The 24,123-nt window shown below is 55.1% G+C and carries 27 protein-coding genes; 4 read left to right on the forward strand and 23 right to left on the reverse strand.

Translation table 11 applies throughout. From position 1 onward, the window contains the following. Positions 1–12 precede the first annotated feature (12 nt). The 7 genes from ccsB to AV656_RS04295 all read right to left on the reverse strand — a co-directional run bounded on the left by ccsB (position 13) and on the right by AV656_RS04295 (position 6,712). A complete protein-coding gene (ccsB, locus tag AV656_RS04265; protein ID WP_063179250.1) occupies positions 13–1,197 on the reverse strand; it encodes a c-type cytochrome biogenesis protein CcsB in 1,185 nt (394 codons plus the stop codon). Further along, positions 1,194–2,855 carry a cytochrome c biogenesis protein ResB gene (gene resB / locus AV656_RS04270; protein WP_063179252.1) on the reverse strand — a complete coding sequence of 554 codons (1,662 nt, stop codon included), beginning with the start codon at positions 2,853–2,855 and terminating at the stop codon, positions 1,194–1,196. The genes ccsB and resB overlap by 4 nt, the downstream gene beginning before the upstream one ends. 15 nt (positions 2,856–2,870) lie before the next feature. Continuing rightward, complete coding sequence (gene resA, locus AV656_RS04275) at positions 2,871–3,422, reverse strand: thiol-disulfide oxidoreductase ResA (RefSeq protein ID WP_063179254.1); 552 nt, start codon at positions 3,420–3,422, stop codon at positions 2,871–2,873. 120 nt (positions 3,423–3,542) lie between these two features. Next, complete coding sequence (locus tag AV656_RS04280) at positions 3,543–4,274, reverse strand: pseudouridine synthase (RefSeq protein WP_063179256.1); 732 nt, start codon at positions 4,272–4,274, stop codon at positions 3,543–3,545. Between the two features lie 84 nt (positions 4,275–4,358). Then, on the reverse strand, positions 4,359–5,342 hold the full coding sequence (locus tag AV656_RS04285; RefSeq protein ID WP_063179258.1) for a D-alanyl-D-alanine carboxypeptidase family protein: 984 nt from the start codon (positions 5,340–5,342) through the stop codon (positions 4,359–4,361). Between the two features lie 21 nt (positions 5,343–5,363). After that, positions 5,364–5,963 (reverse strand): SMC-Scp complex subunit ScpB, encoded by a 600-nt coding sequence (gene scpB / locus AV656_RS04290; RefSeq protein WP_063179260.1) that lies wholly within the window; start codon positions 5,961–5,963, stop codon positions 5,364–5,366. A gap of 2 nt (positions 5,964–5,965) precedes the next feature. Next, positions 5,966–6,712 carry a segregation/condensation protein A gene (locus AV656_RS04295; protein ID WP_063179262.1) on the reverse strand — a complete coding sequence of 249 codons (747 nt, stop codon included), beginning with the start codon at positions 6,710–6,712 and terminating at the stop codon, positions 5,966–5,968. A 43-nt stretch (positions 6,713–6,755) separates the two neighbouring features. On the opposite strand from AV656_RS04295, the gene AV656_RS04300 reads away from it, so the two are divergent. Further along, positions 6,756–7,268 (forward strand): DUF309 domain-containing protein, encoded by a 513-nt coding sequence (locus tag AV656_RS04300; RefSeq protein ID WP_063179264.1) that lies wholly within the window; start codon positions 6,756–6,758, stop codon positions 7,266–7,268. Here AV656_RS04300 and AV656_RS04305 read toward each other — a convergent pair. The 12 genes from AV656_RS04305 to AV656_RS04365 all read right to left on the reverse strand — a co-directional run bounded on the left by AV656_RS04305 (position 7,262) and on the right by AV656_RS04365 (position 18,022). Beyond that, the gene (locus AV656_RS04305) at positions 7,262–7,633 is read right to left on the reverse strand and encodes a GNAT family N-acetyltransferase (protein WP_063179266.1); all 372 of its coding nucleotides are present in this window, start codon (positions 7,631–7,633) and stop codon (positions 7,262–7,264) included. The genes AV656_RS04300 and AV656_RS04305 overlap by 7 nt on opposite strands. Positions 7,634–7,776: 143 nt before the next feature. Beyond that, positions 7,777–9,105 carry a diaminopimelate decarboxylase gene (lysA, locus tag AV656_RS04310; protein ID WP_063181211.1) on the reverse strand — a complete coding sequence of 443 codons (1,329 nt, stop codon included), beginning with the start codon at positions 9,103–9,105 and terminating at the stop codon, positions 7,777–7,779. Between the two features lie 68 nt (positions 9,106–9,173). Beyond that, positions 9,174–10,628 carry a spore germination protein gene (locus AV656_RS04315; RefSeq protein WP_082818607.1) on the reverse strand — a complete coding sequence of 485 codons (1,455 nt, stop codon included), beginning with the start codon at positions 10,626–10,628 and terminating at the stop codon, positions 9,174–9,176. Beyond that, positions 10,625–11,419 (reverse strand): SigF/SigG family RNA polymerase sporulation sigma factor, encoded by a 795-nt coding sequence (locus tag AV656_RS04320; RefSeq protein WP_063179267.1) that lies wholly within the window; start codon positions 11,417–11,419, stop codon positions 10,625–10,627. The genes AV656_RS04315 and AV656_RS04320 overlap by 4 nt, the downstream gene beginning before the upstream one ends. A gap of 3 nt (positions 11,420–11,422) precedes the next feature. After that, complete coding sequence (spoIIAB, locus tag AV656_RS04325; protein ID WP_063179269.1) at positions 11,423–11,872, reverse strand: anti-sigma F factor; 450 nt, start codon at positions 11,870–11,872, stop codon at positions 11,423–11,425. Then, complete coding sequence (locus AV656_RS04330) at positions 11,862–12,215, reverse strand: STAS domain-containing protein (protein WP_063179271.1); 354 nt, start codon at positions 12,213–12,215, stop codon at positions 11,862–11,864. The genes spoIIAB and AV656_RS04330 overlap by 11 nt, the downstream gene beginning before the upstream one ends. Positions 12,216–12,785: 570 nt before the next feature. Continuing rightward, positions 12,786–14,087: a pyrimidine-nucleoside phosphorylase gene (locus tag AV656_RS04340; RefSeq protein WP_063179275.1), complete on the reverse strand. Its 1,302-nt coding sequence runs from the start codon at positions 14,085–14,087 to the stop codon at positions 12,786–12,788. Between the two features lie 16 nt (positions 14,088–14,103). Further along, the gene (deoB, locus tag AV656_RS04345) at positions 14,104–15,288 is read right to left on the reverse strand and encodes a phosphopentomutase (protein ID WP_063179277.1); all 1,185 of its coding nucleotides are present in this window, start codon (positions 15,286–15,288) and stop codon (positions 14,104–14,106) included. An 87-nt stretch (positions 15,289–15,375) separates the two neighbouring features. Next, complete coding sequence (xerD, locus tag AV656_RS04350) at positions 15,376–16,278, reverse strand: site-specific tyrosine recombinase XerD (protein ID WP_063179279.1); 903 nt, start codon at positions 16,276–16,278, stop codon at positions 15,376–15,378. 66 nt (positions 16,279–16,344) lie between these two features. Further along, on the reverse strand, positions 16,345–16,806 hold the full coding sequence (locus AV656_RS04355; RefSeq protein ID WP_063179281.1) for a Fur family transcriptional regulator: 462 nt from the start codon (positions 16,804–16,806) through the stop codon (positions 16,345–16,347). 100 nt (positions 16,807–16,906) lie between these two features. Continuing rightward, positions 16,907–17,419 carry a hypothetical protein gene (locus AV656_RS04360; protein WP_063179283.1) on the reverse strand — a complete coding sequence of 171 codons (513 nt, stop codon included), beginning with the start codon at positions 17,417–17,419 and terminating at the stop codon, positions 16,907–16,909. Positions 17,420–17,473: 54 nt separating this feature from the next. After that, complete coding sequence (locus AV656_RS04365) at positions 17,474–18,022, reverse strand: NUDIX hydrolase (protein ID WP_063179285.1); 549 nt, start codon at positions 18,020–18,022, stop codon at positions 17,474–17,476. Positions 18,023–18,088: 66 nt separating this feature from the next. Here AV656_RS04365 and AV656_RS04370 point away from each other — a divergent pair, with 66 nt between their 5' ends. After that, positions 18,089–18,991 carry an aldo/keto reductase gene (locus AV656_RS04370; RefSeq protein ID WP_063179287.1) on the forward strand — a complete coding sequence of 301 codons (903 nt, stop codon included), beginning with the start codon at positions 18,089–18,091 and terminating at the stop codon, positions 18,989–18,991. Positions 18,992–19,729: 738 nt separating this feature from the next. Here the strand turns inward: AV656_RS04370 and AV656_RS04375 are convergent. Then, the gene (locus tag AV656_RS04375) at positions 19,730–19,981 is read right to left on the reverse strand and encodes a YqkE family protein (RefSeq protein WP_063179289.1); all 252 of its coding nucleotides are present in this window, start codon (positions 19,979–19,981) and stop codon (positions 19,730–19,732) included. Positions 19,982–20,005: 24 nt separating this feature from the next. After that, a complete protein-coding gene (locus AV656_RS04380; RefSeq protein WP_063179291.1) occupies positions 20,006–21,190 on the reverse strand; it encodes an acetyl-CoA C-acetyltransferase in 1,185 nt (394 codons plus the stop codon). Positions 21,191–21,277: 87 nt separating this feature from the next. Here AV656_RS04380 and AV656_RS04385 point away from each other — a divergent pair, with 87 nt between their 5' ends. Then, positions 21,278–22,192, forward strand: coding sequence for a hydroxymethylglutaryl-CoA lyase (locus AV656_RS04385; RefSeq protein ID WP_082818608.1), 915 nt, complete (start codon positions 21,278–21,280; stop codon positions 22,190–22,192). A gap of 23 nt (positions 22,193–22,215) precedes the next feature. Beyond that, positions 22,216–23,181 carry an alpha/beta hydrolase gene (locus AV656_RS04390; RefSeq protein ID WP_063179296.1) on the forward strand — a complete coding sequence of 322 codons (966 nt, stop codon included), beginning with the start codon at positions 22,216–22,218 and terminating at the stop codon, positions 23,179–23,181. Positions 23,182–23,269: 88 nt separating this feature from the next. Here AV656_RS04390 and AV656_RS04395 read toward each other — a convergent pair whose 3' ends face one another. Together AV656_RS04395 and AV656_RS04400 are read right to left on the reverse strand one after the other, a co-directional pair. Beyond that, positions 23,270–23,491: a YneF family protein gene (locus AV656_RS04395; protein WP_008297072.1), complete on the reverse strand. Its 222-nt coding sequence runs from the start codon at positions 23,489–23,491 to the stop codon at positions 23,270–23,272. A 68-nt stretch (positions 23,492–23,559) separates the two neighbouring features. Then, positions 23,560–24,015 (reverse strand): hypothetical protein, encoded by a 456-nt coding sequence (locus AV656_RS04400; RefSeq protein WP_063179298.1) that lies wholly within the window; start codon positions 24,013–24,015, stop codon positions 23,560–23,562. Positions 24,016–24,123 lie beyond the last annotated feature (108 nt).

Raw genomic sequence — 24,123 nt, forward strand, 5'->3', positions numbered from 1 at the left:
GTCCTTTCTGTCTTAGGCATAGGAGTGAAGACCGGCGATGACGAGGTTGACGGCCACCAGGTTGAACATGATGATGGCAAATCCGACAACGGCAAGCCAGGCCGATTTGCGCCCTTCCCAGCCGCGCGAGAGGCGGAGGTGGAGGTACGCGGCATAGAACAGCCAGGTGATGAGTGCCCAAACTTCTTTCGGGTCCCATCCCCAGAAACGCGACCAGGCTTCATGTGCCCAGATCATTGCGAAAATGAGTGCTCCCAGAGTGAAGACCGGGAAGCCGATCAGAACGGACCGGTATCCGATTTCATCCATGAGCTGAGAATTCGCCTTGACCGCAAGCGGCTTTACAAGTTCCGCTATGCGCCGTCGGGTGATCAGCCGGATCAGGAAGTATAGAATCGTTCCGGCAATGACCGACCATGTGAATGTCGTCAGCGTCTTCGCATTGATAATAGGCGGCATTTCCGCCAGCGGCTCCATCGCGCCTTCTGTCTTGGCACTGTATTCGTTCATACCGAATAGTGGAGGCATATGGTAAACCACTTCAGCCTGCATATCGTTCTTATCCACATAGTCGAATGCAGCTTCATACCCTGCTGCCCGGAAACCGACTGTGATGACGATAAAACCAAGAACGACTACAAGCGTATACATGATGAATTCCAGCCATTTGCGTTCTTTGGAGTTTTTCGTCAGGTCGATATTTTTCAGCAGGTAGATCAGGCCGACAACGGCCGAGATCGCAAGAATGGCTTCGCCAAGTGCCGCCGTGATGACGTGGATCGTCAGCCAGTGACTCTGAAGCGCAGGGATCAGCGGCTGGATGTCCCGCGGGAACATCGCCGCATACCCGAGGATGACAATGGCGATCGGAAGTGCAAAGAGGCCGACAAGCGGCGACTTATAAAGAAAGTAGAACAGGATCGCCGCTCCTACGAGCAACATCCCGAAAGCCGTGGTGAATTCGAACATGTTGCTGACCGGCGCGTGGCCCGAAGCCATCCACCGGGTGATGAAGTAGCCGAGGTGTGCAAGGAAACCGATGATGGTCACCGTGATGCCGAGCTTGCCCCAGCGTTTATTGGAGGCGGAAGCCTCGTTCTTCGACCCTTTCACCGCGCCGCCGAACAGAATGGTCCCGGCGAGATAGGCGATGAATGCGGTGAAGAGGAGATTTCCACTAAGGTCTACTAGGTTCATGATTTGGAATCTCCTTCCGGTATATCCGATTGTTCTTCTTTATCGCGCTGGTCGGTATATGCAGGCAGTCCGGCATATTCGGTTACCGCATCCAGTTCGCGTTGCAGGGCCACCCAGTTCTTGCTTGTGTGGCCGGCAACCAGGATCTGCCCGTTTTCCGACTTCCTGATCCAGAACCGGCGGTGATTAAAGTAGGATCCCTGCACGACTCCGATCATGAAGATCACACCACCGAGCACGATGACCGGAATTGTCTTGTCCTTTCGGATCGTCAAGCCGGACACATCACGTGTCTCGGCCGCCTGGAAGGCAAGCTTGTGGGTATTTTCCCCGAGGGGCTCGAGCGTCTGGCGGATCGCCACGAAGCTTGTCTCGCCCTCCGGTGTTTCAGGTGTCGTCATTTTGAAAAGGAAGGCCGGGTTGTTTGGAATAGGAGTCGCCGTCTGGGGCTCTCCGTTCTCAAATCCGTCAAAATCCGGGTAGTAATCGAGCAGTTCCACCTTGGCGCCGTTCCCGAGATCGTATTCCTTCTCTGGATTGGCCAGGTTGACGGTCATCTCCCCAAGAGATTCACCTGTTTCCTTGTTTTCAAGAGCAAACGTCATTGCACTGAGTTCGTCCAGCTTAAAGTCCATCTGGAAGATGTGGAAGCCCTCATGCTTGAGCGGTTTGTTGACGACGATGGAATACTCCTTGACGAGCTCTGCGTTTGTCGAACCGGGCAGTGCCCCTTCCGGTGTCTCATAAAGCGCAACATCCGTCTGGTAGTTTGAGGCTACCGAACCGACACGTTCGATGGCCTCGCTGAACACTTCGTCCGTATTTTCCTGGGTATAAACGTCAAATGTAAATCCTTTGTTTTCCAGGTAGAGGCCGGGTGCCCCTTTGACCGCAAGGGTCTCCCCTTCACGCAGCCACATCGATTCGTCGACATAGAAGCCGGGAAGTGCACGAAGCATGACTCCGAACAGGAAGATGATGAGGCCCAGGTGGTTCACATAAGGGCCCCAGCGCGCCCAGCGCCCCTTTTCGGCCAGCAGGGCACCGTTCTTTTCCCGGATGTTGTACCGCTGTTCTTTAAGCTTTTCAGCGGCTTTTTTCATGACGGCATCCGGATCATCCACTTGCCCTTCGCCGTATAGGCGCTGTCGCTTCAAAAAACTCGGGTGGCGGTCGATGCGCTGGTTTTTGAGGGACTTGTAGAGCGGGATACCGCGGTCAAGGCTCACGACGACGAGAGAGATGCCAAGCATACCGACCAGCGTCATGAACCACCAGGATCCATACAGGTCACTCAGGCCGAGTGCGTTGTAGATCTGGCCAAAAATACCGTAATTGTCTTCGTAATACCGGGCGGTCTGCGCCTCGTTGGCACCGCCTCCCGGAATATAAAACACCTGAGGCAGAATGGTCCCGATCGCGGAAGCGACCAGGATGGCGATGATGATGCCGACTCCGACCCGAACACTTGAAAAGAAGTTCCAGATCTTGTCGACCACCGTCCGCTTGTGCGTCTTTGAGCGGATGGCGGCGCCGTCATAGCGCATGTCCGCCAGTTTCTTTGATTTTTCTTCGGTTGAAAGCGGCCGTCCGCAGTTCTGGCAAATATCCGTCCCTTCCGGGTTGAGATGGCCGCATTCACATTTGATCGAACTCATGGTTGTCAGGACTCCTTAACTGGGCATGATGCTTTCCATGTAGGTTTTGATCTCTTGCTCGCTCATCTCCGTCTCGATGATTTTCTTCACTTTTCCGTCGGGTCCGACTAGGAATGTTGTCGGCAGGGGCCTTACATTGTAGGCATCCCGCACGCTGTTCGTCTTGTCGATGACGATCGGGAACGTCAGGCCATAGGTATTGGCAAAGGACTGCACTTTCAGGTCCGATTCGGAGATGTTCACCGCGAGGATGTTGACGCCCTGGTCTTCAAACTCGTTAAAGTACTTCTCCATATGCGGCATTTCTTTCTTGCACGGGCCGCACCAGGTGCCCCAGAAGTTCAGGAACACCCCTTCTCCCCGGTAATCTGACAGCCGGTGAGTATTCCCCTCAAGGTCGACCAGCTCAAAGTCAGGAGCGGTGTCGCCAACCTTGACGATATCTTCATCTTTCGTGACGTTGACCACGATCGTATACACAATGGCGATTGCCAGAACGGCCAGAATGGCGGTCCGGATGATTTGTTGCCGCTTTCTCTTTTGTTCCCGTTCCTGCTGCTTGTTCATCCGAATGTCACCTCGTTTTCAATCACTACAAACTACAGGATTGGTAAGATCCTTTTCCATTATAACAAAGGCGGAACATGTCGAAATCCATACATATGAAGGGTTTGTGAACGTTCCTGATCAGCGGATCTTCCCGGTTTCTGCGAGAACGCGAAGCTGCTTCACTTCATGCGCAGTCAGTTCTCTGCGGTCGCCGGCGTTCAGGCCGTGCAGGTCAAGAAAGCCGAATGACTCACGTTTCAGCTTCTGTACAGGGCATCCGATCGCCTCGAACATGCGCTTCACTTGCCGGTTCTTCCCTTCATGGATGGTCAGCTGGACAATTCCTTTGTCTGTTTTTTTGTCCATACTGAGAATCTTTGCTTTCGCCGGTGCGGTCTTGCCGTCTTCGAGAACGATGCCGCGCTCAAGCTTTTTCAGCTGTTCCTTTGTCGGAATGCCTTTGGTCCGTGCGACATACGTTTTCTCGATTTCGAATTTCGGGTGTGTCATCAGATAGGCGAAATCTCCATCGTTGGTGAGGAGCAGAATCCCTGTCGTGTCATAGTCCAGCCGTCCGACCGGATACAGCCGCTCCTCCACTTCCGGAAACAGGTCGACGACCGTTTTCCGGCCCTTGTCATCGGATGCCGCCGACAAAACGCCCCGGGGCTTATAAAGCAGATAATACACCTTTTCCTCCCGCTCGAGGCGGACACCGTTCACTTCTATTTTGTCTGATGCGCCCACTTTTGTTCCAAGCTCTGTTACGGTTTTTCCGTTCACCGTCACCCGGCCATCAGCGATCAGCTGCTCAGCCTTGCGACGGGATGCAATTCCCGCCGCCGCTATTACTTTCTGAAGTCTTTCCATCAGGTCACCCCATCACATTTACTGCACAAAATTATGTCACAACCATAATGAAATGAAAAGAAGACCGCATCGGCAGCGATGCGGTCACCTCTTTGTAATCTTCAGTTTTGCGGTGGCGATCGGGACACCGTCCAGCCGAACCTGCCAGATGCCGTTTCCTGCGCCGCGCGGTATGATGGCGGCATGGGAAACGTCCTTCATCTCTTTTTCCGATAATAGCACGGCAAGCGGCTCCTCAAGTTCTCCCCGGATTCCTGGGAGGATCTGATACGTCCCTTCTTCCGCGACAATCACTTTTTTATAAGTCCTGAATGCTTCTCCGGAAAGATTGAGGTGGGTGTTCCAGTCGTCCCCGTCATTCAGGGTGACCACGATCACTCGCTTGCCGTCTTTCTCGAACAGCGTGGCGAGCGTCCGGCCTGCGGTTTTGGTGAAGCCGGTCTTTCCGGCCACCGCATCCCCTTCCGCCCTGACCAGCCGATGTTTGTTTTGCCAGCCGCCATCCTCGTATTTGTAGAGGACCGTGGACGAAATCTCTTTTAGACTGTCATTGTCCATTGCATGTTTAAGCATAAGTGCAGTCTCATAGGCAGTCGACAGATGGCGGTCATCATGAAGCCCTGACGGATTTGTGAACACTGTGTTTTCAAGACCTGCCAGCCTGGCCTTTTCGTTCATCATGTCGACAAATCCATCAACAGACCCTCCTGCGTCTTCGGCCAGTGCCGTCGCCGCATCGTTGCCCGAGCGGAGCATCAGCCCGTACAGCAGCTTCTCTGCCGGAACCTGTTCCCCGGCACGGAGGTAGATGGATGAACCTTCCTGGTTCGAAGCGTTTTTGGAAATCGTGACAGTGCCGTCCGTTCCGGCGGCATCGATGTAGGTGAGCGCCGTCCAGATTTTTGTCAGGCTGGCAATCGGCAGCCGGGCATCTTCATTGGCTCCTTCCAGGAGCCTGCCCGTTTCCGCATCAATGACCGCATAGGCCTGTGCTGCAGATGCGGCAGCCGGATAAGAACAGACAATCAGGATGATGCCTGCCAGCAGCGCGGATATCCTCTTTCTCAAGATCCACCGCCTTCCGTCAGATTATTCTTCAGTTCCTTCTTCATCGAACGCTTCTGTGAAATTGGACATGAACAGGTCCAATTCTTCATCTTCTGCTTCACTACCCGAATCATTGAGCGGAGGAAGATCCTTCAGGCTTGCCAGTCCGAAATGGTCGAGAAACGTGTCAGTCGTTCCATACAGGATTGCGCGCCCTGTTCCTTCGGCTCGTCCTGCCTCCTTCACCAGTCCGCGTGACACGAGCGTCTGGATGGGCCTCTCCGACTTTACGCCCCTGATCTCCTCCACTTCGACGCGGGTGATCGGCTGGCGGTATGCGATAATCGCAAGCACCTCAAGCGACGCCTGCGTCAGCGCCTGTGTTGTCGGGTTTTCAAGAAGGCGCCGGATCGCATCCGCATGCTGCTGCTTTGTCGCCAGCCGGAACGTTCCGGCCAGTTCCACAACCTGGAGGCCTCTGCCTTCCGGCCTGCAGGCTTCGGCAACCTGTGCAAGCGCGCGCTCGACGGCCTCTTTATCAGTGCCCGTCAGCTCGGCCAGCTGTTTTGCCGTCAGCCCATCATCGCCCGCTACGAACAGCAGGCTCTCGACCTGTCCGGCAAGCTGATTTCCATTCTCCAAAACTACATAACTTCCTTCCTGAGGACGACTGTCAGGTCGTCAAAATTCCTTTCCTGCTCGACGGTGATCCGCTGCTGTTTCATCAGCTCCAGCAGCGACAGGAAAGTCACCACCAGCTCCGTCCGTTCTCCTGTTTCAAACAGATCGGAGAACATGGCCCGGCCGCCTGCCTTCCCGAGGCGGCCAACCACTTTCTCCATGGTTTCCGCAATGGATATTTCCTGGCGGGTTACTCTTGTCCTGAGGGGTGCCCTGAGTTTTTTCCGCTCCATCATTCTGCGGAAAGCCGCAATCATGTCATGGACATTCAGGCCCTCGTCCGGGAGGACTGCCGCAGTGCCGGAAACTGCGGGCTCCGCCGGCGATCTCGTAAAGCTACGTCCCCGTTCTTCCCCGAATTCCTTCAGAGTGGCTGCGGCTTCCTTATATCTCCGATATTCAATAAGCCGCTCCACGAGCTCGTCCCGCGGGTCGGGGCCGTCTTCCGGAAAGTCGTCAATGTCCGGGACCTCCTCCTCATGGACCGGCAGGAGCATTTTGCTTTTGATTGCCAGAAGTGTTGCTGCCATGACTAGGTACTCGCTCATTTCGTTCAGTTCCAGTACCTTCATCGTGTGGATGTGATCGATGTACTGGCGGGTGAGCTCAGCCATGGGGATGTCGTAGATATCGATTTCCATCCGGTTGATTAAGTGCAATAATAGGTCGAGGGGGCCTTCAAACGCCTCCAACTTCACCAAATAGGACATGAATTCACCTGCAGTCGATTCTTTGCGGAAGGGAGGACGATTGATGATTCCGCTCCGTCATCCGCTTTTCATCAAGTTTATTGCGTACTTTAATGAGAATCAAGATTATTTTGAGTGCCACGAAGTTCTTGAGGATTACTGGAACCTGGTTGCGCCGAGGGACCGCACGCATCCGCTTGTCGGGTATATCCAGGCGGCTGTCGCACTATATCATTGGAGGCGGGGAAATTTCCGTGGTGCCGCCAAGCTCCTCGCAAAAGGAGAAGTGCTGCTCCGCAAGGCCCATGAAGAAGACTCTCCGTTCTCGGAGGGTGTGGACCTGCCTGCTTTTCTCCGCGATCTCCGGAAAGCCGTGAATGCCGTGGACGGGGGCCGGCCTTTCGCGCCGTTCCCGATCAGGGTGGCCGACCCCGTAATCAGGAATGCCGTCTATGACCTGGTGGAGAGCGGAGCTGTCCCCAACCTTACCGGGGCCCGTCTCATTCATAAACATATGCTCCGGGACCGGAGCCATATTCTGTTGGAACACGAAAAAAGGAGGAGCAGTCGTCATTGACGGTCTGCTCCTCCTTCGATGATTTCCTGACACTTTTCCAGAAACGGGCGTGTGGCTTCTGTCGGGACAATGGTCTTCCCCGGCATGATCGCAGTCAGCTTCGAGACCATCTCTTTTCCGACACCCTCTCCCCGGTGGGATGGGTTGACGGACAGATGGCAGACGGTGACGCGGTCCCCTTCAAGTTCCACGCCGACCAGGCCAATGTAATCCTCTCCTATTTTCCAGAGATAGAGCTGGCTCTGGTCATCAGTCTCGTATCGGGAGATCGTTTCCTTCAGTTTCTTGACATCTTTTTCGCCGGGCATGAAGGATAGGAGGCCCATCGCGATCTTTTCGAGTGATTTTTTATAGCGCAGTAACATGGTCGGCTCCCTCTCTTCCGTATTCTCCGTCCGCCGTCAGCTTGTCGGAGGCCCGAAATTCGGGGCTATGAAAATCCAGTACACGGCCCCCCAGGCCAGCGCCATGAGGAGGATGACGATAAAAAGGAGGATGTTCCTCTTCCTCAACGAACCTCTTCCTTTCCGATACCGGCGGCCTCCAGCTCAAGACGGATCAGGTCATCATACGTCTCGCGCCGGATGGCTGCCCGGTGATCCCCATCCTCAACGAACACAACGGCCGGTCTTGGCATCCGGTTGTAGTTGCTTGCCATGGCATAGCCGTAGGCGCCCGTGCAGAAAACTGCGATCAGGTCTCCCGGCTCCACGTCCGGAAGATAGGCCTGCTCAATCAGCTTGTCGCCGGATTCGCAGCATTTGCCGGCAATCGTGTAGGCCGAAGTGTGCGGCTCGTCCATACGGAGAGCCGCGGCGGACGTATAGGCCGCACCGTAGAGTGCGGGACGGATATTGTCGCTCATTCCGCCATCGACGGACAGGTAGGTACGGGTTTCGGGAACTTCCTTTTCGGAACCTGCAGTGTAAAGGGTCGTGCCTGCTTCCCCGACGAGGGAGCGACCCGGTTCGATCCAGAGCTCCGGCACCGGATAGTCAGCCTCTGAAGCGGCTTCCTTGACCGTCCGGATCATGGCCCGGACGTACTCTTCCGGTTCGAGAGGATGGTCCTCCTCCGTATAGCGGATGCCGAAGCCGCCGCCCAGGTTCAGAACGGGGCATGTGTACCCGTGCTCGTCCCGCCATTCGGAAACTTTCCGCATCAGCGAGCCGGCTGCCAGATTGAATGCCGCCGTATCGAAGATCTGGGAGCCGATGTGGCAGTGCAGCCCGAGAATCCGGATGCGGCTTATGCCGGACAGCTGGCGGAACGCATCGTCAGCCTGTCCGTTGTTCAGGTCAAAGCCAAACTTGGAATCTTCCTGGCCGGTGGTGATGAAGTCATGTGTGTGTGCTTCAATCCCCGGTGTGACGCGGATCAGGACATCCACCGGCAACGAAAGCTCTTCGGAAATCCGTTCGATCATGCCGATTTCATGGAAGTTGTCCACCACGATGCAGCCGACGCCTTCCCGGAATGCCATCCGGATTTCCTCTTCGCTCTTGTTGTTCCCGTGAAAATGGATCCGCTCCGCAGGGTATCCGGAGCGGATCGCAGTATATAGTTCCCCTCCCGAGACAACGTCGAGCGAGAGGCCTTCATCACGGACAATGCGAAACATCGCGATGCTCGAAAACGCCTTGCTTGCATAGGCGACCTGGCCGCTGACTTCTTCTTCTTCAAATGCTTTCAGAAACGAACGGGCACGGTCCCGGACTAGCGCAATATCATAGACAATCAGCGGGGTACCGTAGATACGGGCAAGCTCTTCCGCATCCACCCCGCCGATTTCCAGATGTCCGTTGCTGTTGATCTTCTGTGTTCCGTATAGATGCATCATGCCTCATCCTTCCGGCTTAGTCTATTAAAACTTTACCATGAAGGGGGCGAACGTGCAATCGGCCGTCAGCTGCGTTGCCTGCGAGGAGAATCCGTGATATAAGGTCTCAGCGAACTCCCGATCATCGGATACCGGACAATCACCCGGGCCAATGCCTTCGGGAAAAACGGCGCAACCGGCCAGAGATACGGAACGCCCATCGGCTTGATGGAGCAGAGATACCAGAACAGGATGACTCCGCCGGCAAAGAAGCCGGGAGGTCCTGCCAGAGCCGTCAGGATGAGCAGCACCGTCCTGAAAATCTTCGCGGAGATGCTTAGCTCATAGGAAGGGATTGCAAATGTCACCACAGCCGTCAGTGCAACATACAGGATGACTTCAGCGGTGAACAGTCCGACGTCGACCGCCATCTGCCCGAGTATGACAGCCGCAATCAGGCCGAGTGCCGTGGACAGAGGCGTCGGGGTATGGATTGCGGCGAGACGCATGAATTCAACTCCGATGTCTGCCGCGATAATCTGGAACAGCAGCGGAATTTCTCCGCTCTCCTTCGGCCCGACAAATTCCAGGGCTTTCGGCACAAACTCCGGATGCTTGACGAGCAGATACCAGAACGGAAGAAGAAACACGGCCATCAGAATCCCGGAAAAACGGATGGCACGGACACCGGTTCCGATAAGCGGTGCCTGGCGGAACTCCTCTGCGTGCTGAAGGTGATGGAAAATCGTCACCGGGATGAGAAGGACCGACGGAGACGTATCAACGACGATCGCGATATGGCCCTCCAGCAGATGGGCTGCCGCGATATCCGGCCTTTCGGTGAATCTCACAAACGGTACCGGGTGGAATTTCTGCTTGAACAGCAGCTCTTCCAGCTGCTTGTCCGACATCGTCAGACCGTCATGATCGATTTCCGACAGCCGCTTCTTCAGCATATCGAGGTGTTGCTCGCTCGCGACGCCTTTAAGATAACCGATCGCAATATCCGTCCTGCCGCGCTCCGTCACCCGCTGAATTTCAAAACGCAGCTGCGGGTCCCGGAGACGCCTTCTGATCAGCGCGGTATTCAGGACAATATTTTCCGTAAAACCGTCCCTGGAGCCCCGGATGACTTTTTCATTGTCCGGTTCTTCCGGCTGCCTGCCCGGGTATTCCCTGACGTCGGCCTGGAAAACGGATCCGTCCTCCATCACGAAAATCAGCTGACCGCTAAGGATAGAATCAATCATGGCATTTTTATCCTTGCACGGTTCCACTGAATGGAACGGGAAATAGGTCAGGAAATTCTCCCGGGTGATTTTCTCCTCAAGCTCATCCCAGATATCTGTCATCTGCAACGAAGTCAAGAGCTTCACCGTGACGTCTGAGCTGATCAACCCGTTCATGTAGACGATCGTGGCCGGCTCCTGGCGGATATGAATGTCCAACATGACGAAATCATAGGACTCTCCCTTGCCAAATAACCCGCCGAGCTCTTCTTTTGCCTGCTCTCTGCTGTCATATAGCCGTTCGATCGTCAACCTTCTCCCTTCGTCTCCACCGGCTCCTTCACAAGGTCAGGCCTCATGTATGCCTTCATCTTGGCAAGGATCTTTTTCTCAAGACGCGACACCTGGACCTGGGAGATGCCCAGCCGCTCAGCGATGTCGCTCTGAGTACAGTCCATGTAAAACCTCATCACGATGATGGTCCTGTCCCGCGGATCGAGCCTCGAAATAATGTCCTTCAGAGGAATATGCTCGAATCCTTTTTCGGAGCGTTCGTCCCGGACCTGGTCCATCAGCGTGACCGAGTCACCTTCTCCCTCATACAGCTGCTCCTGGAGGGATGCCGGGTCCTTCATCGCATCCATTGCGACAATGACGTCGGAAACCGGAACATCCAGGATTGCCGCAATCTCGGAAATGGTCGGTGAACGCTCGTGATCCTTCAGGAAGTCATCGGTCGCATGGCGGATCTTGAAGTTGAGCTCCCTGATCGAGCGGCTCACTTTCACCATTCCGTCGTCCCGGAGAAAACGCTGAATCTCCCCGATAATCATCGGAACTGCATAGGTTGAAAACTTCACCTCAAAACTCAGATCGAACTTGTCGACTGCCTTGAGCAGGCCGATGCAGCCGATCTGGTACAGGTCATCCAGTTCCACGCCCCTTGAGGAAAAGCGCTGTACGATGGACCAGACGAGCCTGGTATTCCCCTCGACCATGATCCGGCGGGCTTCGGCGTTTCCCTCCTGGGCATCCCGGATCAATTCCCTCATCTTCTCCTGTGTCAAAAGCGGCGGTTTACGCTGTTCTACATATTCCTGCATCCGTCATCCCACCGATGAGCAGGTTTCCTGCACAGGAGAGAATTTCTTCTTAAAGGTGACGGTCGTCCCGCCGCCCTCGCGGGAATCTACCGATAGGCTGTCCGTGAAGCTCTCCATGATTGTGAACCCCATTCCGGAACGCTCCCGTTCGGGCTTTGACGTGTACATCGGCTGCATCGCCTCTTCCACGTTATCAATACCACCGCCCTTGTCACTGATCGTGACCGTGACCTCCCGGCCGTCCAGCGCGGCATGGACACTGACAACACCCGAGCGATCCTCTTCATATCCATGGATGATTGCATTCGTGACCGCTTCGGAGATGACCGTCTTGTATTCCGATATTTCCTCCAATGTCGGGTCAAGTGCCGCCACGAAGAATGTGAGCGTCATACGGGCAAGTGCTTCATTTTCACTGATTGCGGCAAACGATAGCGTCATTTCATTTTCCATGCAGAATCCCTCCCAGCCGTTTTATCGCGTCCTCTTCCGTGCCTTCCATCAAATGGCTGCCCAGGCCGGACAGCTCGAACATTTTCTTCATTGTCGAGGACGGATTCAGAATGACCGTCCCGCCTTCAACTGCACCGAGATCCCTCATTCTTCCCAAAATCAGCCCGATGCCCGCACTGTCCATGAACTGCAGACTTCCGAGATCCCAGATGACCGCATTTGCCTTGCCTCCAAAAATAAGCCGGCTTACTTCCCGTTTGATGCTGTCTGCCGTATGGTGATCCAATTCTCCTGCTGGGCGGACAATCGCGATTCCGCCGGGTGTCAATTTAATATGATTCATATGGATGCCCCCTTTCGGCTCGTAATTCAACGGCCGCTTTCCGGATTCCTTTTACTCGACGAAAGTAGTGGAAATCCGGCAATTTTCGGCCATGACGGCCTTCGCCGTCCAAGCCTGCCCGCAAACAGGCCTGAATATACGTGGAAAATTACAGTTATCGTGAAGAAAAGGCGGGTGGTCATGCAGATCCTTGGATATCTGCTGCGGGCCCTTGTCTTTAATCCGTTTTGGGGCTAGTTGGAGCGAATGTTATCTGGAGTAAGGGGGGGATTTGGAGTAACGGGTTGCCACTTGGAGTATGGTGGTCCAATTTGGAGTAACGGACTGCTGCTTGGAGTATGGCGGTCCGATTTGGAGTAACGGACTGCTACTTGGGGTATGGCGGAAGCTGGTGCGAGGTGAAATCCGGAAAACCGGTGGGGGAAATTCAACTGAGTGTCTTAAATTCACACGCGAACTTCTTCCATTCATTCGCAAAGCTCAAAGAAGCTCCATTTCCCAAAAACAATCTGCGAAATAACAAATCGGACCCAGAATCATTTTCTCTGGGTCCGATCATCTTGCCTATATTTACTGGATGTCGCCGTGGATGAGTACCGGTGCGCCCGCTTTTTCGGGACCGATGATGATATGTTCCCGCAGCATGCCGATTGCCGTTTCGGTGCCTTTGCCGTTTGTATGGATCTCGGCAAGCGGTTCACCTTTCCTCACTTGGTCGCCGACTTTCTTTTTCAGGACGATGCCGACTCCAAGGTCGATCTGTTCATCTTTTGTCGCGCGTCCCGCTCCGAGATGCATGGCTGCAAGCCCGATGTCATCCGCACCGATGGACTGGACATAGCCATCAGACTGTGCCCTGAACTCAATGATATCCGAGGCTGACGGAAGCCTGGCCGGTTCGTCGACGATTTCCGGATTTCCGCCCTGGGCCTCAACAAACTTGCGGAACAGGGCAAGTGCCGAGCCGTCATCAATTACTTTTTTGATCATGCCTTCCGCTTCTTCTATGCTTCCGGCTTTTCCTCCAGCGACGACCATGCGGCTGCCCAGCTCGATGCAGAGCCGGGTGAGGTCTTCGGGACCTTCGCCTCTCAGTGTTTCGATGGCCTCTTTCACCTCGAGCGCGTTGCCGATTGCAAAGCCCAGCGGCTGGCTCATGTCAGATATCACCGCCATCGTCTTGCGGCCGACGGCATTTCCGATTCCGACCATCGCTTCTGCGAGCCGGCGGGCATCTTCTTCGGTCTTCATGAAGGCGCCCTCGCCGGTCTTGACATCGAGAACGATGGCATCCGCCCCTGCTGCGATCTTTTTGCTCATGATCGAACTCGCGATCAGCGGGATGCTGTCGACGGTAGCCGTTACATCACGCAGCGCGTAAAGTTTCTTGTCCGCAGGTGTAAGGTTTCCGCTCTGTCCGATGACTGCGAGCTTCAGGCTGTTCACCTGATCGGCGAACTGCTTTTCCGTGAGTTCGATATGGAACCCGTCGATGGATTCCAATTTGTCCAGCGTCCCGCCCGTGTGGCCAAGGCCGCGTCCGCTCATCTTGGCGACCGGCACACCGCACGCCGCAACGATGGGTCCGAGGATGAGCGTGGTCGTATCCCCGACTCCTCCCGTTGAATGCTTGTCCACGAGTGTACCCTCGATGCCGGACAAGTCGATCCGGTCACCCGAGTCCACCATGGCTTCTGTCAGCAGCGCCTGCTCTTCTTCGTCCATTCCTTCGAAGTAGATGGCCATCAGGAGCGCGCTTGCCTGGTAGTCCGGCACTGAGTCGTCCGTGATTCCGTTGATAAAGAACCGGATCTCCTCTTCCGTCAGCCTGCCGCCATCCCGTTTTTTCGTGATGATGTCAACCATTCTCATGTCTGTCAACCCGCTTTCATTTTAAAAATGGAAGATAGCTTTCGCCGAATTCCGGCATGCTGACGCCGAAATTATCCGCGACGGTCGCGCCGACTGAAGCGAAGGTCTTCCGGAGCGGCAGTTCGCCGCTTTCTGCAAACCTCGGGGATGCCATGATGATCGGGACATACTCACGGGTGTGGTCGGTGCCCGGAGCCGTCGGGTCGTTCCCGTGGTCAGCCGTGATGATCAGCAGATCGTCTTCCCGGAGGGCATTCAAGATCTCCGGCAGACGTGCGTCAAACTCCTCGAGGGCGTTTCCGTAGCCTTGCGGGTCGCGGCGGTGACCGAAGAGTGCATCAAAATCGACAAGGTTTGTGAATGAAAGGCCTTTGAAATTGCGGCTCATCACTTCAAGCAACTTATCGACGCCATCCATATTGGAGGAGGTGCGGACTGCGTCCGTCACCCCTTCTCCATTATAGATATCGGAAATCTTCCCGACTGCGATCACGTCATAACCGCCGTCTTTCAGCTCATTCATGACCGTGCGTCCAAACGGCTTGAGTGCATAGTCATGCCGGTTTTTCGTCCGGGTGAAGTTGCCCGGTTCACCAATGAACGGGCGGGCAATGACCCGGCCGACCAAGTATTCCGGTTCAAGCGTGATCTCTCTTGCAATCTCGCAGATCTCATACTGTTCTTCGATCGGAATGACCCCTTCGTGTGCTGCGATCTGCAATACCGGATCGGCCGATGTATAGACGATCAGGTCGCCGGACTCCATGTGGAGAGGTCCGAGCTCATCGATGATGACGGTTCCGCTGGCAGGCTTATTGCCGATTACCCTGCGTCCCGTCCGCTCCTCGAGTTCGCGGATCAATTCTTCGGGAAAGCCCTCCGGGTACACTTTGAACGGTTTGTCGATGTTCAGGCCCATGATCTCCCAGTGACCCGTCATCGTATCCTTGCCGACCGATGCCTCCTGCATACGTCCGTAATATCCGGCCGGCTTGTCCGCTGTCTCAAGTCCTTTTAGCGGACGGATATTGGCCAGGCCGAGGCTCGCCATGTTCGGCATGTTGAGCCCGCCTGTTGCCTCGGCGATATGGCCGAGCGTATCTGCCCCTTCATCGCCGAAATCCGCGGCATCCGGTGCTTCGCCGATGCCGACCGAATCGAGGACGATTAGATGAATTCGATTAAATGGTTGCGCTGTCATTGTCGCATAACCTCCTTGGCACTACGTATACCCCAAACAAGAATACTGTATCACAAATCAGAGGTCTGACGTCACATTTTACCCATGTCATGCACGGGGATGGAACTTGCTGTAGACATCCTTCAGACGTGTCTTGCTGACATGGGTATATATCTGTGTCGTCGAGATGTCGGCATGACCAAGCATTTCCTGGATCGCGCGTAGATCTGCACCATTTTCGACCAGATGCGTTGCAAATGAATGCCGCAGTATATGCGGAGTGAGTTCCTTTGTGATTCCGGCCTTTTTCGCATGCTGGTTCAACAGCTTCCAGACTCCCTGGCGCGTCAGCCGGCCGCCCCTCGCATTGACGAACAGGGCATCCTGCGCCCGGTCCCCCTTCAGCATCGACGGCCTCGCCTGTTCGATATATGCCGTGACTGCATCGATCGCGTTCCTGCCAAGCGGGACGATCCGTTCCTTGCCGCCCTTGCCGAACACCCGGGCAAACCCCATGGACAGATGAACGTCACCTATGTTCATTCCGATGCACTCACTGACCCGCATGCCGGTGCCATAGAGCATCTCCAGCATGGCTCTGTCCCTTACGCCCGCGGGTTTTGAACGGTCCGGAGCCCCGATGAGCGAATCCACTTCGCCGACGGACAGCACCCTCGGCAGTTTCATTTCGAGCTTAGGAAGGTCCAGCTGGATGGTAGGATCGGTCGTGGTGACCCGTTCCCTCACCAGAAACTGATGGAAAGAACGGATGGAGGAGATATGCCGGGAAATGGTCCTTGGCGATTTTCCGCCTTCTTCCAGTACCTGCAGATAACTCAGAATATGGGGGCGGGTGACGCTGTCCAGGCTGCCCGGCTGCACCTCCTTTTCCAGATGCCGGATATACCCCAGCAGGTCCCTCTTGTAGGACCCGATGGTGTTTTCCGCCAGCTGACGCTCGACTCTCAGAAAATGAAGGTAGTCGTTCAGTGCATCTTCTGCCTCTTTCATGCTCTCTCCCCTTCCAGACTTATCCATATGAAAAAAGGACAGCTTTCGCCATCCTGTCCGTTTCTATTATTCCGATTCTTTTTCTTCATTACCCTCACTGCAGCGGCTGCAGATTCCGTGGAACGTGAGCCTGTGATCCTTGATGCGGAAGTTCCAGCGGTCCTCGACGATCTGTTCGACGTCACCGAGCAGGTCTTCCTGGATCTCATCCACCGCACCGCATTCGATGCACACAAGATGATGGTGGAAATGGGCGGCACCTTCCTGCCGCAAGTCAAAACGGGATACGCCGTCTCCAAAGTTGATTTTGTCGACGACTTTCAGTTCAGTCAGCAGCTCCAGTGTCCGGTAGACTGTTGCAAGCCCGATTTCGGGCGATTTATCCTTGACGAGCAGATAGACATCCTCTGCGCTGAGGTGGTCTTCCTCATGCTCCAGCAGTACAGAGACCGTGGCTTCGCGCTGGGGCGTCAGTTTGTATTTCGCATTGTGGAGCTGCTTTTTTATGCGTTCAATCCTGCTTTCCATGAGACGCCCCCCTCAAACTGTACTTATTATAGCAACCAGGCCGGATGGTTACAAGAGTTCCAACATATTAACGACAATCATTACAATATGATAATCATTTTCAATTATCAAGGAAAATGAACAGGCCGATCTCCACAGCAAGTATAGCGGCCGACAAAGCGGCGACCCTGATTGCCGCCTCTTTCCGGTGCCTGCTAAAATATTTCTCAAGCATGAATGGAGGCGAGAGGTTCATGCTGAACAAAATGAACAGCAGTGTAAGTAGGAGCTGTGCCGGAAACCACCAGGCGGCATAAAAAGTGAGTGCACCTTCCTGGCTGATCAGATAGGTCGAGGCAAAACCGAAGAAGACCGCCCTCAGGCCTGCGACGAACATGACCGCATGCCGAAGTGCAGTGTGTGATGCCAGAAACAGGGCGATCACATGAAATGCCATAAAAGTGAGTATGGCCCGGTATGGTTTTGCCGGAACCGCCAGATCGAGGCGCGGGTCAAGGAAGACGGTGACCGTCTCGGCCATACCCGCTTCCGCAAAGCGGAACAGGACGGCCCCGCCCGTAAACCCGATGATGAGTAATGTGAGCAGGTAAAGAAAAGGGAGCGATCGCTGCATGGGCTGCACCTCCGGAGGATTTGTACAACCTATGCCTGTCCGCTCCCCGTCATGTCATTTCCTTCTTGCCGATCGCTCCGCCCATAGAATGGAGAAAGCAGTTTTGGCGTCACGGATTTTCCCTTCATCCAGCAGCGCGACTGCTTCGTCCAGAGGGATTTCCAGCAGCTCGACAAATTCGTCATCATCGCCCGCTGCCGGATTATCGACCTTCCTGAGCCCGGTTGCGGCAAACAGATGAATCGTTTCATCTGCAAATCCCGGTGATGTCGCAAATGTTGTCACCGGCTCCAATCGGTCGCAAGAGTAGCCTGTTTCCTCTTCCAGTTCCCTGCGGGCCGTCACTTCAGGGATTTCCCCGGGCTCGAGCTTCCCGGCCGGTACTTCCAGAAGTGTCATGCCGAGCGCCTTCCGGTATTGCTCAACCATGACCAGCTTGCCGTCATCGGTAATCGGGATCAGTGCCACCGCGCCCGGGTGCCGGACAAGCTCCCTTTTCGCCGGCTTTCCGTCGGGCAGGATTACATCGTCGATTTCAAGGCGGATGATTTTGCCGTCATAGATTGTTTCCGTATGTACTGTCCGTTCCTCAAACTTATCCATTGGACCATCCCTTTCTGTTGGTCGTCCTTGCACATTCATTATACTATGGATTCGGGAGGGGATACGATGAAGACAAGGAAACTCGGAAATGCCGGTCCCGACATTTCTGAAATCGGGCTCGGCTGCATGTCGCTTCCGGATGATGCCCGCCAGGCGGAGCGCATCGTGGACGCGGCAATGGATGCCGGGATCAACTACTTCGACACCGCCGATCTGTATGGGAAAGGCAGAAACGAGGAACTGCTCGGCAAGGCGCTCAGAGGCCGGAGGGCGGACATGATCCTGGCCACCAAGGTCGGCAACCGATGGACAGAAGGCAAAGACGGATGGGAATGGGACCCGTCCCCCGGGCATATCCGCAAATCAGTCCATGACAGCCTGAAGCGACTCGGCACCGATTATATTGATGTCTACCAGCTCCACGGCGGGACGGCCGATGATGACCTGGAGGCCGTGATCGGTGTATTCGAGGATCTGAAACGGGAAGGGCTGATCCGGCAGTACGGCATTTCATCCATCCGTCCGAATGTGTTCCTGCCATTTCTCAAAAACAGCTCAGCGGTTTCGAATATGATGCAGTATAGCCTTCTTGACCGCCGGCCGGAAGAGTGGCTCGGGGATATTCGAAGTACAGGTGCATCTGTCGTCGCACGCGGGCCGATTGCAAAAGGGCTCCTGACAGCAGAAGCGGAAAAGCGTGCGGAAGCAATGGACGGATATCTCTCGTACTCTTCCATAGAGCTCCGAAAACTGATCAACGAGTTCGGCAGGCGTCCGGGTCCACTCTACTCGGCGGCCCTCGCCTTCGTCCTGGAAAACAGGACGGTCGCATCCGCCATCACAGGGGCAAGCAGCGAAGAGCAGCTGAAAGAGACGCTCAGCGCATATGAACACATGCCCGACAGCGAAACCATCCGGGCCTATGCCGCCCTGACAGCAGAAGAGCACTATGAAAAGCACCGGGACTAATATTCCAGTGCTTTTGACTGTTGAGCTGCCCCAAAGTTAGTCTAAAGTGAAAACAGCAAACGGCACGGACTCTGGTCGCTTACCGCAGGCCGGCGCCTAGCCCCGCGTGAAGCGGGTCTCGACAGCCCGGCTTTTCCTGCAGGTGTCACCCGACGTCCGTGCCGTTTGCCATACAGTGTGGAGAAGTCGAGTTCTCGGACGGCTCCGTTTTGTTCGTTTAGCGGATAAAGCACGCGTATTGGTCCTTAAAACTTCACTAGACAGTGGGCCGTCGGGCGGCTCCGATGACTGCCATAAAGCCATTCCCTCAGATTCAGGAACAAACGTGCATCGTAACTGGGACAGCCACTGACTGAGTAGCGTATTCATCACGTTTTGTGTCTGTTGACTCGATTTTTTGCGCTGCACACAGACGCCAGTCTTAAATTACCTGCCGCGCAACGCTGCGCTTTTGCACGCAGATGCCAATCTGCGTGTTGGCATCGGCTAAGGCAACGCCCGCGAACTAGCGGACGCCGTCACGAAGAACGGCGTCTGTGCCCAAAAGCGTAAGCGTTGAGCGACAAAGCTCTTTCTGCGACCAAAACGCAGTTTTGGTAAGCAAGGGCCCGTAGCAGAAATCCGGAGGGTTTTCGGGAAAACAAAAAACTGCAGACAAAGGAGCTATACACTCACTTTGTCTACAGTTTGATGCACCGGGATTAATATCCCGGTGCTTTCCTGTTGGCCAATCGGCCTTTAATACTTGGAACCCTTCTCGCCGTATTTCTCGAGAAGTTCTCCAAATGACATGTTCTTTTCCCTCTCACGGCGTTCCTTTGCTTTCTGTGCGAGGCGTTTTTCCTCTTCTTCCTTTTCGGTTTGGAGAAGTGCCTGCCTGGCTTGTTTCAGCTTATCCAGTGTATCTCCGCCGAGTCCATCGGCGAGTGTCGGGCGGCTGTCCTGTTTGGGGACGGCCGGTTTCCGTTGCTGCGGTTTCTTTTTGGCCACAGACCCTCACCTTCCTTCAATCATTCAGGGACGGCGCACGACTGTCGCGACACCCTGGCCGCCGCCGATGCAGAGTGTGGCAAGACCCGTCTTGGCGTCACGCCGCTTCATCTCGTGCAGCAATGTCACAAGGATCCTTGCACCGCTTGCGCCGATCGGGTGGCCGAGCGCAATCGCGCCGCCGTTCACATTCAGTTTGTCATGGTCAAATTTGAGCTCACGGTCAACGGCGATCGACTGGGCTGCAAATGCTTCGTTCGCTTCGACAAGGTCCATATCATCGAGTTCAAGCCCTGCTTTGTCCAGTGCATTTTTTACTGCCTGGACCGGTCCGATGCCCATCACGGCCGGATCCACGCCGGCATTGCCGTTGGCGGCAATGACCGCAAGCGGTTCGACGCCGAGTTCGTCGGCCTTTTCCCTGGACATCACGACGAACGCCGCTGCCCCGTCATTGATGCCGGAAGCATTCCCCGCAGTCACACTTCCCTCTTTTTTGAATGCCGGGCGGAGTTTCGCCAATTTCTCCGCCGTGGAGCCCGCTTTCACGTGTTCATCCGTATCAAAGACAATCGGATCACCCTTGCGCTGCGGGATTTCGACCGGCACGATTTCGTCCTTGAAGCGGCCTGCCTCGATGGCAGCGGTTGCCCGCTCCTGCGAACGTGCCGCGAACTCATCCTGTTCCTCACGGCTGATGCCGTAGCGGTCACAGAGGTTTTCCGCTGTGATCCCCATGTGATAATCGTTGAATGCACACCAGAGACCGTCCGAAATCATACTGTCGACCATTTTCTGATCGCCCATCTTGAATCCATTGCGAGCACCTTTTAGGAGATACGGCGCCTGGCTCATATTTTCCATGCCGCCCGCCACGATGATATCGGCATCTCCTGCTTTGATCGCCTGCGCGGCCAGATGGACAGCTTTCAGACCGGAACCGCACACTTTATTGATCGTCAATGAAGGTATTGTCTCAGGAAGTCCTGCTTTGATGGATGCCTGGCGTGCCGGGTTTTGGCCGAGCCCCGCCTGTAGGACATTCCCCATGATCACTTCGTCGACGTGCTTCCCGTCTACGTTTGCCCGGGAAAGCGCCTCCCGGATTGCAATGCCTCCAAGCTCAGTTGCCGGAATATCTTTCAGTGACCCCAGGAATGTGCCGATCGCGGTACGCACAGCACTTACAATTACCACTTCTTTTGTCATTTCCCCATGTCCCCTTTCCATTCATCTGGCTTTGCCTTGCCCCGCCCCGTCCGCATCCTTACAATGAAAACAAGGAGGGGGTTTGTCATGTTAAGTCTACCAAAGAAAGTCGCAATTATCGAGGTAGGGCCGAGGGATGGCCTGCAGAATGAAAAGAACCATGTTCCGACAGAAGTGAAGCTCCGGTTCATCCGCGCCCTGCAGGACGCGGGGGTCAGTGAAATGGAACTCACTTCTTTCGTATCGCCGAAATGGGTGCCGCAGATGGGGGATGCGGCGGACATCATGGCCGGTTCAAAGCGGACAGGCAGAGCATTCGTACTCGCGCCAAATGAGCGGGGAATCGCTGATGCGAGGGCCGCGGGTGCAGATCACATCGCCGTGTTTGTCGGCGTGACAGATGCATTCAATAAGAAAAACATCAACAAATCGACCGAGGAAAGCATGGAACAGCTGGCTCCGCAGATCAGGAAAATGAAAGAGGACGGACTCTTCGTACGTGCCTGCATCTCGACCGCATTCCACTGCCCGTTTGAAGGTCCCGTAGACCCGGAACGCACGGTCAGCCTATGCAGACGGTTCGCCGAACTGGGTGCGGATGAACTGAGTGTGGCTGATACGATCGGGATGGCCACACCCGAAGAGAGTTACCGCCTGTTCAGCAGACTTAAAGAAGAACTGCCGGACATCTTGCTGACTGCACACTTCCATGATACGCGCAAAATGGCAATCGCCAATATCTTTGCAGCACTTCAGGCAGGTGTTGAACGTTTCGACACTTCTGCAGGCGGACTCGGCGGCTGCCCGTTCGCACCGGGCGCCACCGGAAACGTTGCCACCGAAGACGTGGTCAATATGCTCGAACGAATGGACATCGAAACCGGCATCTCGGTTGAAGGCATCTGCCGCGCGGTCGACGAAGTGGCGCCCCACGTTTCTCGCCCGATTACCACGGGGATGTATACACTATATAAGAACGGACAACGTATAGGTAATAGCTGATCACACTGGAAGGAGGCCATGGATTGGGCAATCGCACGAAGCGCTGGCTGACGGCCACCGGCATCGTGACGGGAATTTCGGCGGCTGTCGGATCGGCCATCGGCCTCCTTGCCACGAACCGGCTGATGTACATGAAAAAGAAAGAGGACGATGTGATTCTGCAGCGGGAGATTTCCGCGAAGCGCTTTGATGAAGGCTGGTACAACGCCGTCAGCAAAAATGAGCGCTGGGTTGACTCGCCTAACGGGTACCGGCTCAAGGCCGTGCTGCTGGAGCCGCTGGAAACCAGTCATTATGTCGTCATTTCCCATGGCGTCACGGAAAACAAAATCAATTCGGTCAAATACGCACGGATGTTTGAGCGTCTCGGCTTCAACTCCGTCATCTATGACCATCGACGCCACGGGGATTCGGAGGGCCGGACGACCAGTTTCGGACATTATGAAAAGACCGATCTGGGTGCGGTAATCGATGAGCTCAGGGATTATGCCGGGGAAAATGCCATCATCGGCGTGCACGGAGAATCCATGGGGGCCGCGACATCACTCCTGTATGCCGGCAGTGTCGGGGACGAAGCCGACTTCTACATAGCCGACTGCCCGTTCTCGGACTTCACCGAACAGGTCCTCCATATTCTGAGACGATCCACACCGCTCCGGACAGGCTTCGCCATCCGGCTCGCCAACGTGTTTCTGAAGGTGAGGGACGGCTATACCCTCGATCTTGTTTCCCCGAGACAGTCAGTCGTCCATATCAAAAGGCCGGTGCTCTTCATCCACAGCCTGGAAGATGACTTTATCCTGCCGAAGATGACGAAGGAACTTTATGAGCTGAAACCGGAGCCGAAATCCATCCGGCTGTTTGATAAGGGGAGCCATGCCCAGTCCTATAATGAAAACGCCGAGGAATACGAACAGACGGTCAGGACGTTCCTCGAAGAACACGGATTGCTTCCCGGTGGTGCCGACAGCCGGCCGGGAATTGCATGATCAGGTCCGCCCTGCATTCTTTTGCAGGGCTTTTGCCATTCAAGCGAAAACAAAAATAAAACGCCCTTCCGCGGGGAAGGACGCTGTCTTATTTGTCGTTCATTTTGTTCATCTGTGCCAGCATCTGATTGATTTTCTTCTGGGAAGGTTTCATCCCCATCTGCATCATCAGCATACGCAGCATCTGTTCGTTGATCGGCGGGTTCTCTTTCAGGTAATTCATCATATATCTGCGTGCGATGAAAAAGCCGAGAGCCACCCCGGCGAGCAACGCGACGATGAGCAGAATGATCCACCAAACGGTCGCCATTGTGGTTCCTCCTTCGTGCATCAGTTTCACGGAATGTGCACCAAGGAGAAGTATACAACATTCCGGAGTCAGATACTACTATTTCCGCATAATTGGCGGCTGGTGCCGACCCCGTTCTCCCAGAATCTCACCGGCTTCAGCCAGCCGCATTCTCCACTTCCCCCGCGGACCGCAAAGTACCCCCCGCTGATGCCGGACAGACCGGCAAACAGGTCAAGATCAAGCATCCTCGTGCCTTCGCACCGGGCAGTGAGGCTGTATTCGCCGAACCCGATCCGGATCGTGCCCTTTACAGGATGGTGGAGGCGGAGCAGGCCCCCCTCCCGGCCCACCTCCGGAAAACGCCTGTCCATCCTGTGCTTCAGCTGGAACATGACCCGATCGGGATCGATTTCATGACACAGAAACCGCACTTCCGGGCTTTTTTCCCCCTCTATTGCAAGCAGTTCCTCCAGCATCCGCTCACGTCCCAGAATAAACGGCTGGTGGTCGTTTTTCACTTCGTAAATGATGTATTCGCGCATGACTGCCACCCCTTTTTCAACATCATATCCCGCAATGCGAAAAAAAGATGTCAGAGTGCGGAGAAGAACCCCTCTAGTTTTGTCGAATTATCCGGAGCCGGAAGTGTC

Origin of the sequence: Bhargavaea cecembensis (assembly GCF_001619585.1) — a bacterium.
Lineage (GTDB): Bacteria > Bacillota > Bacilli > Bacillales_A > Planococcaceae > Bhargavaea > Bhargavaea cecembensis_A.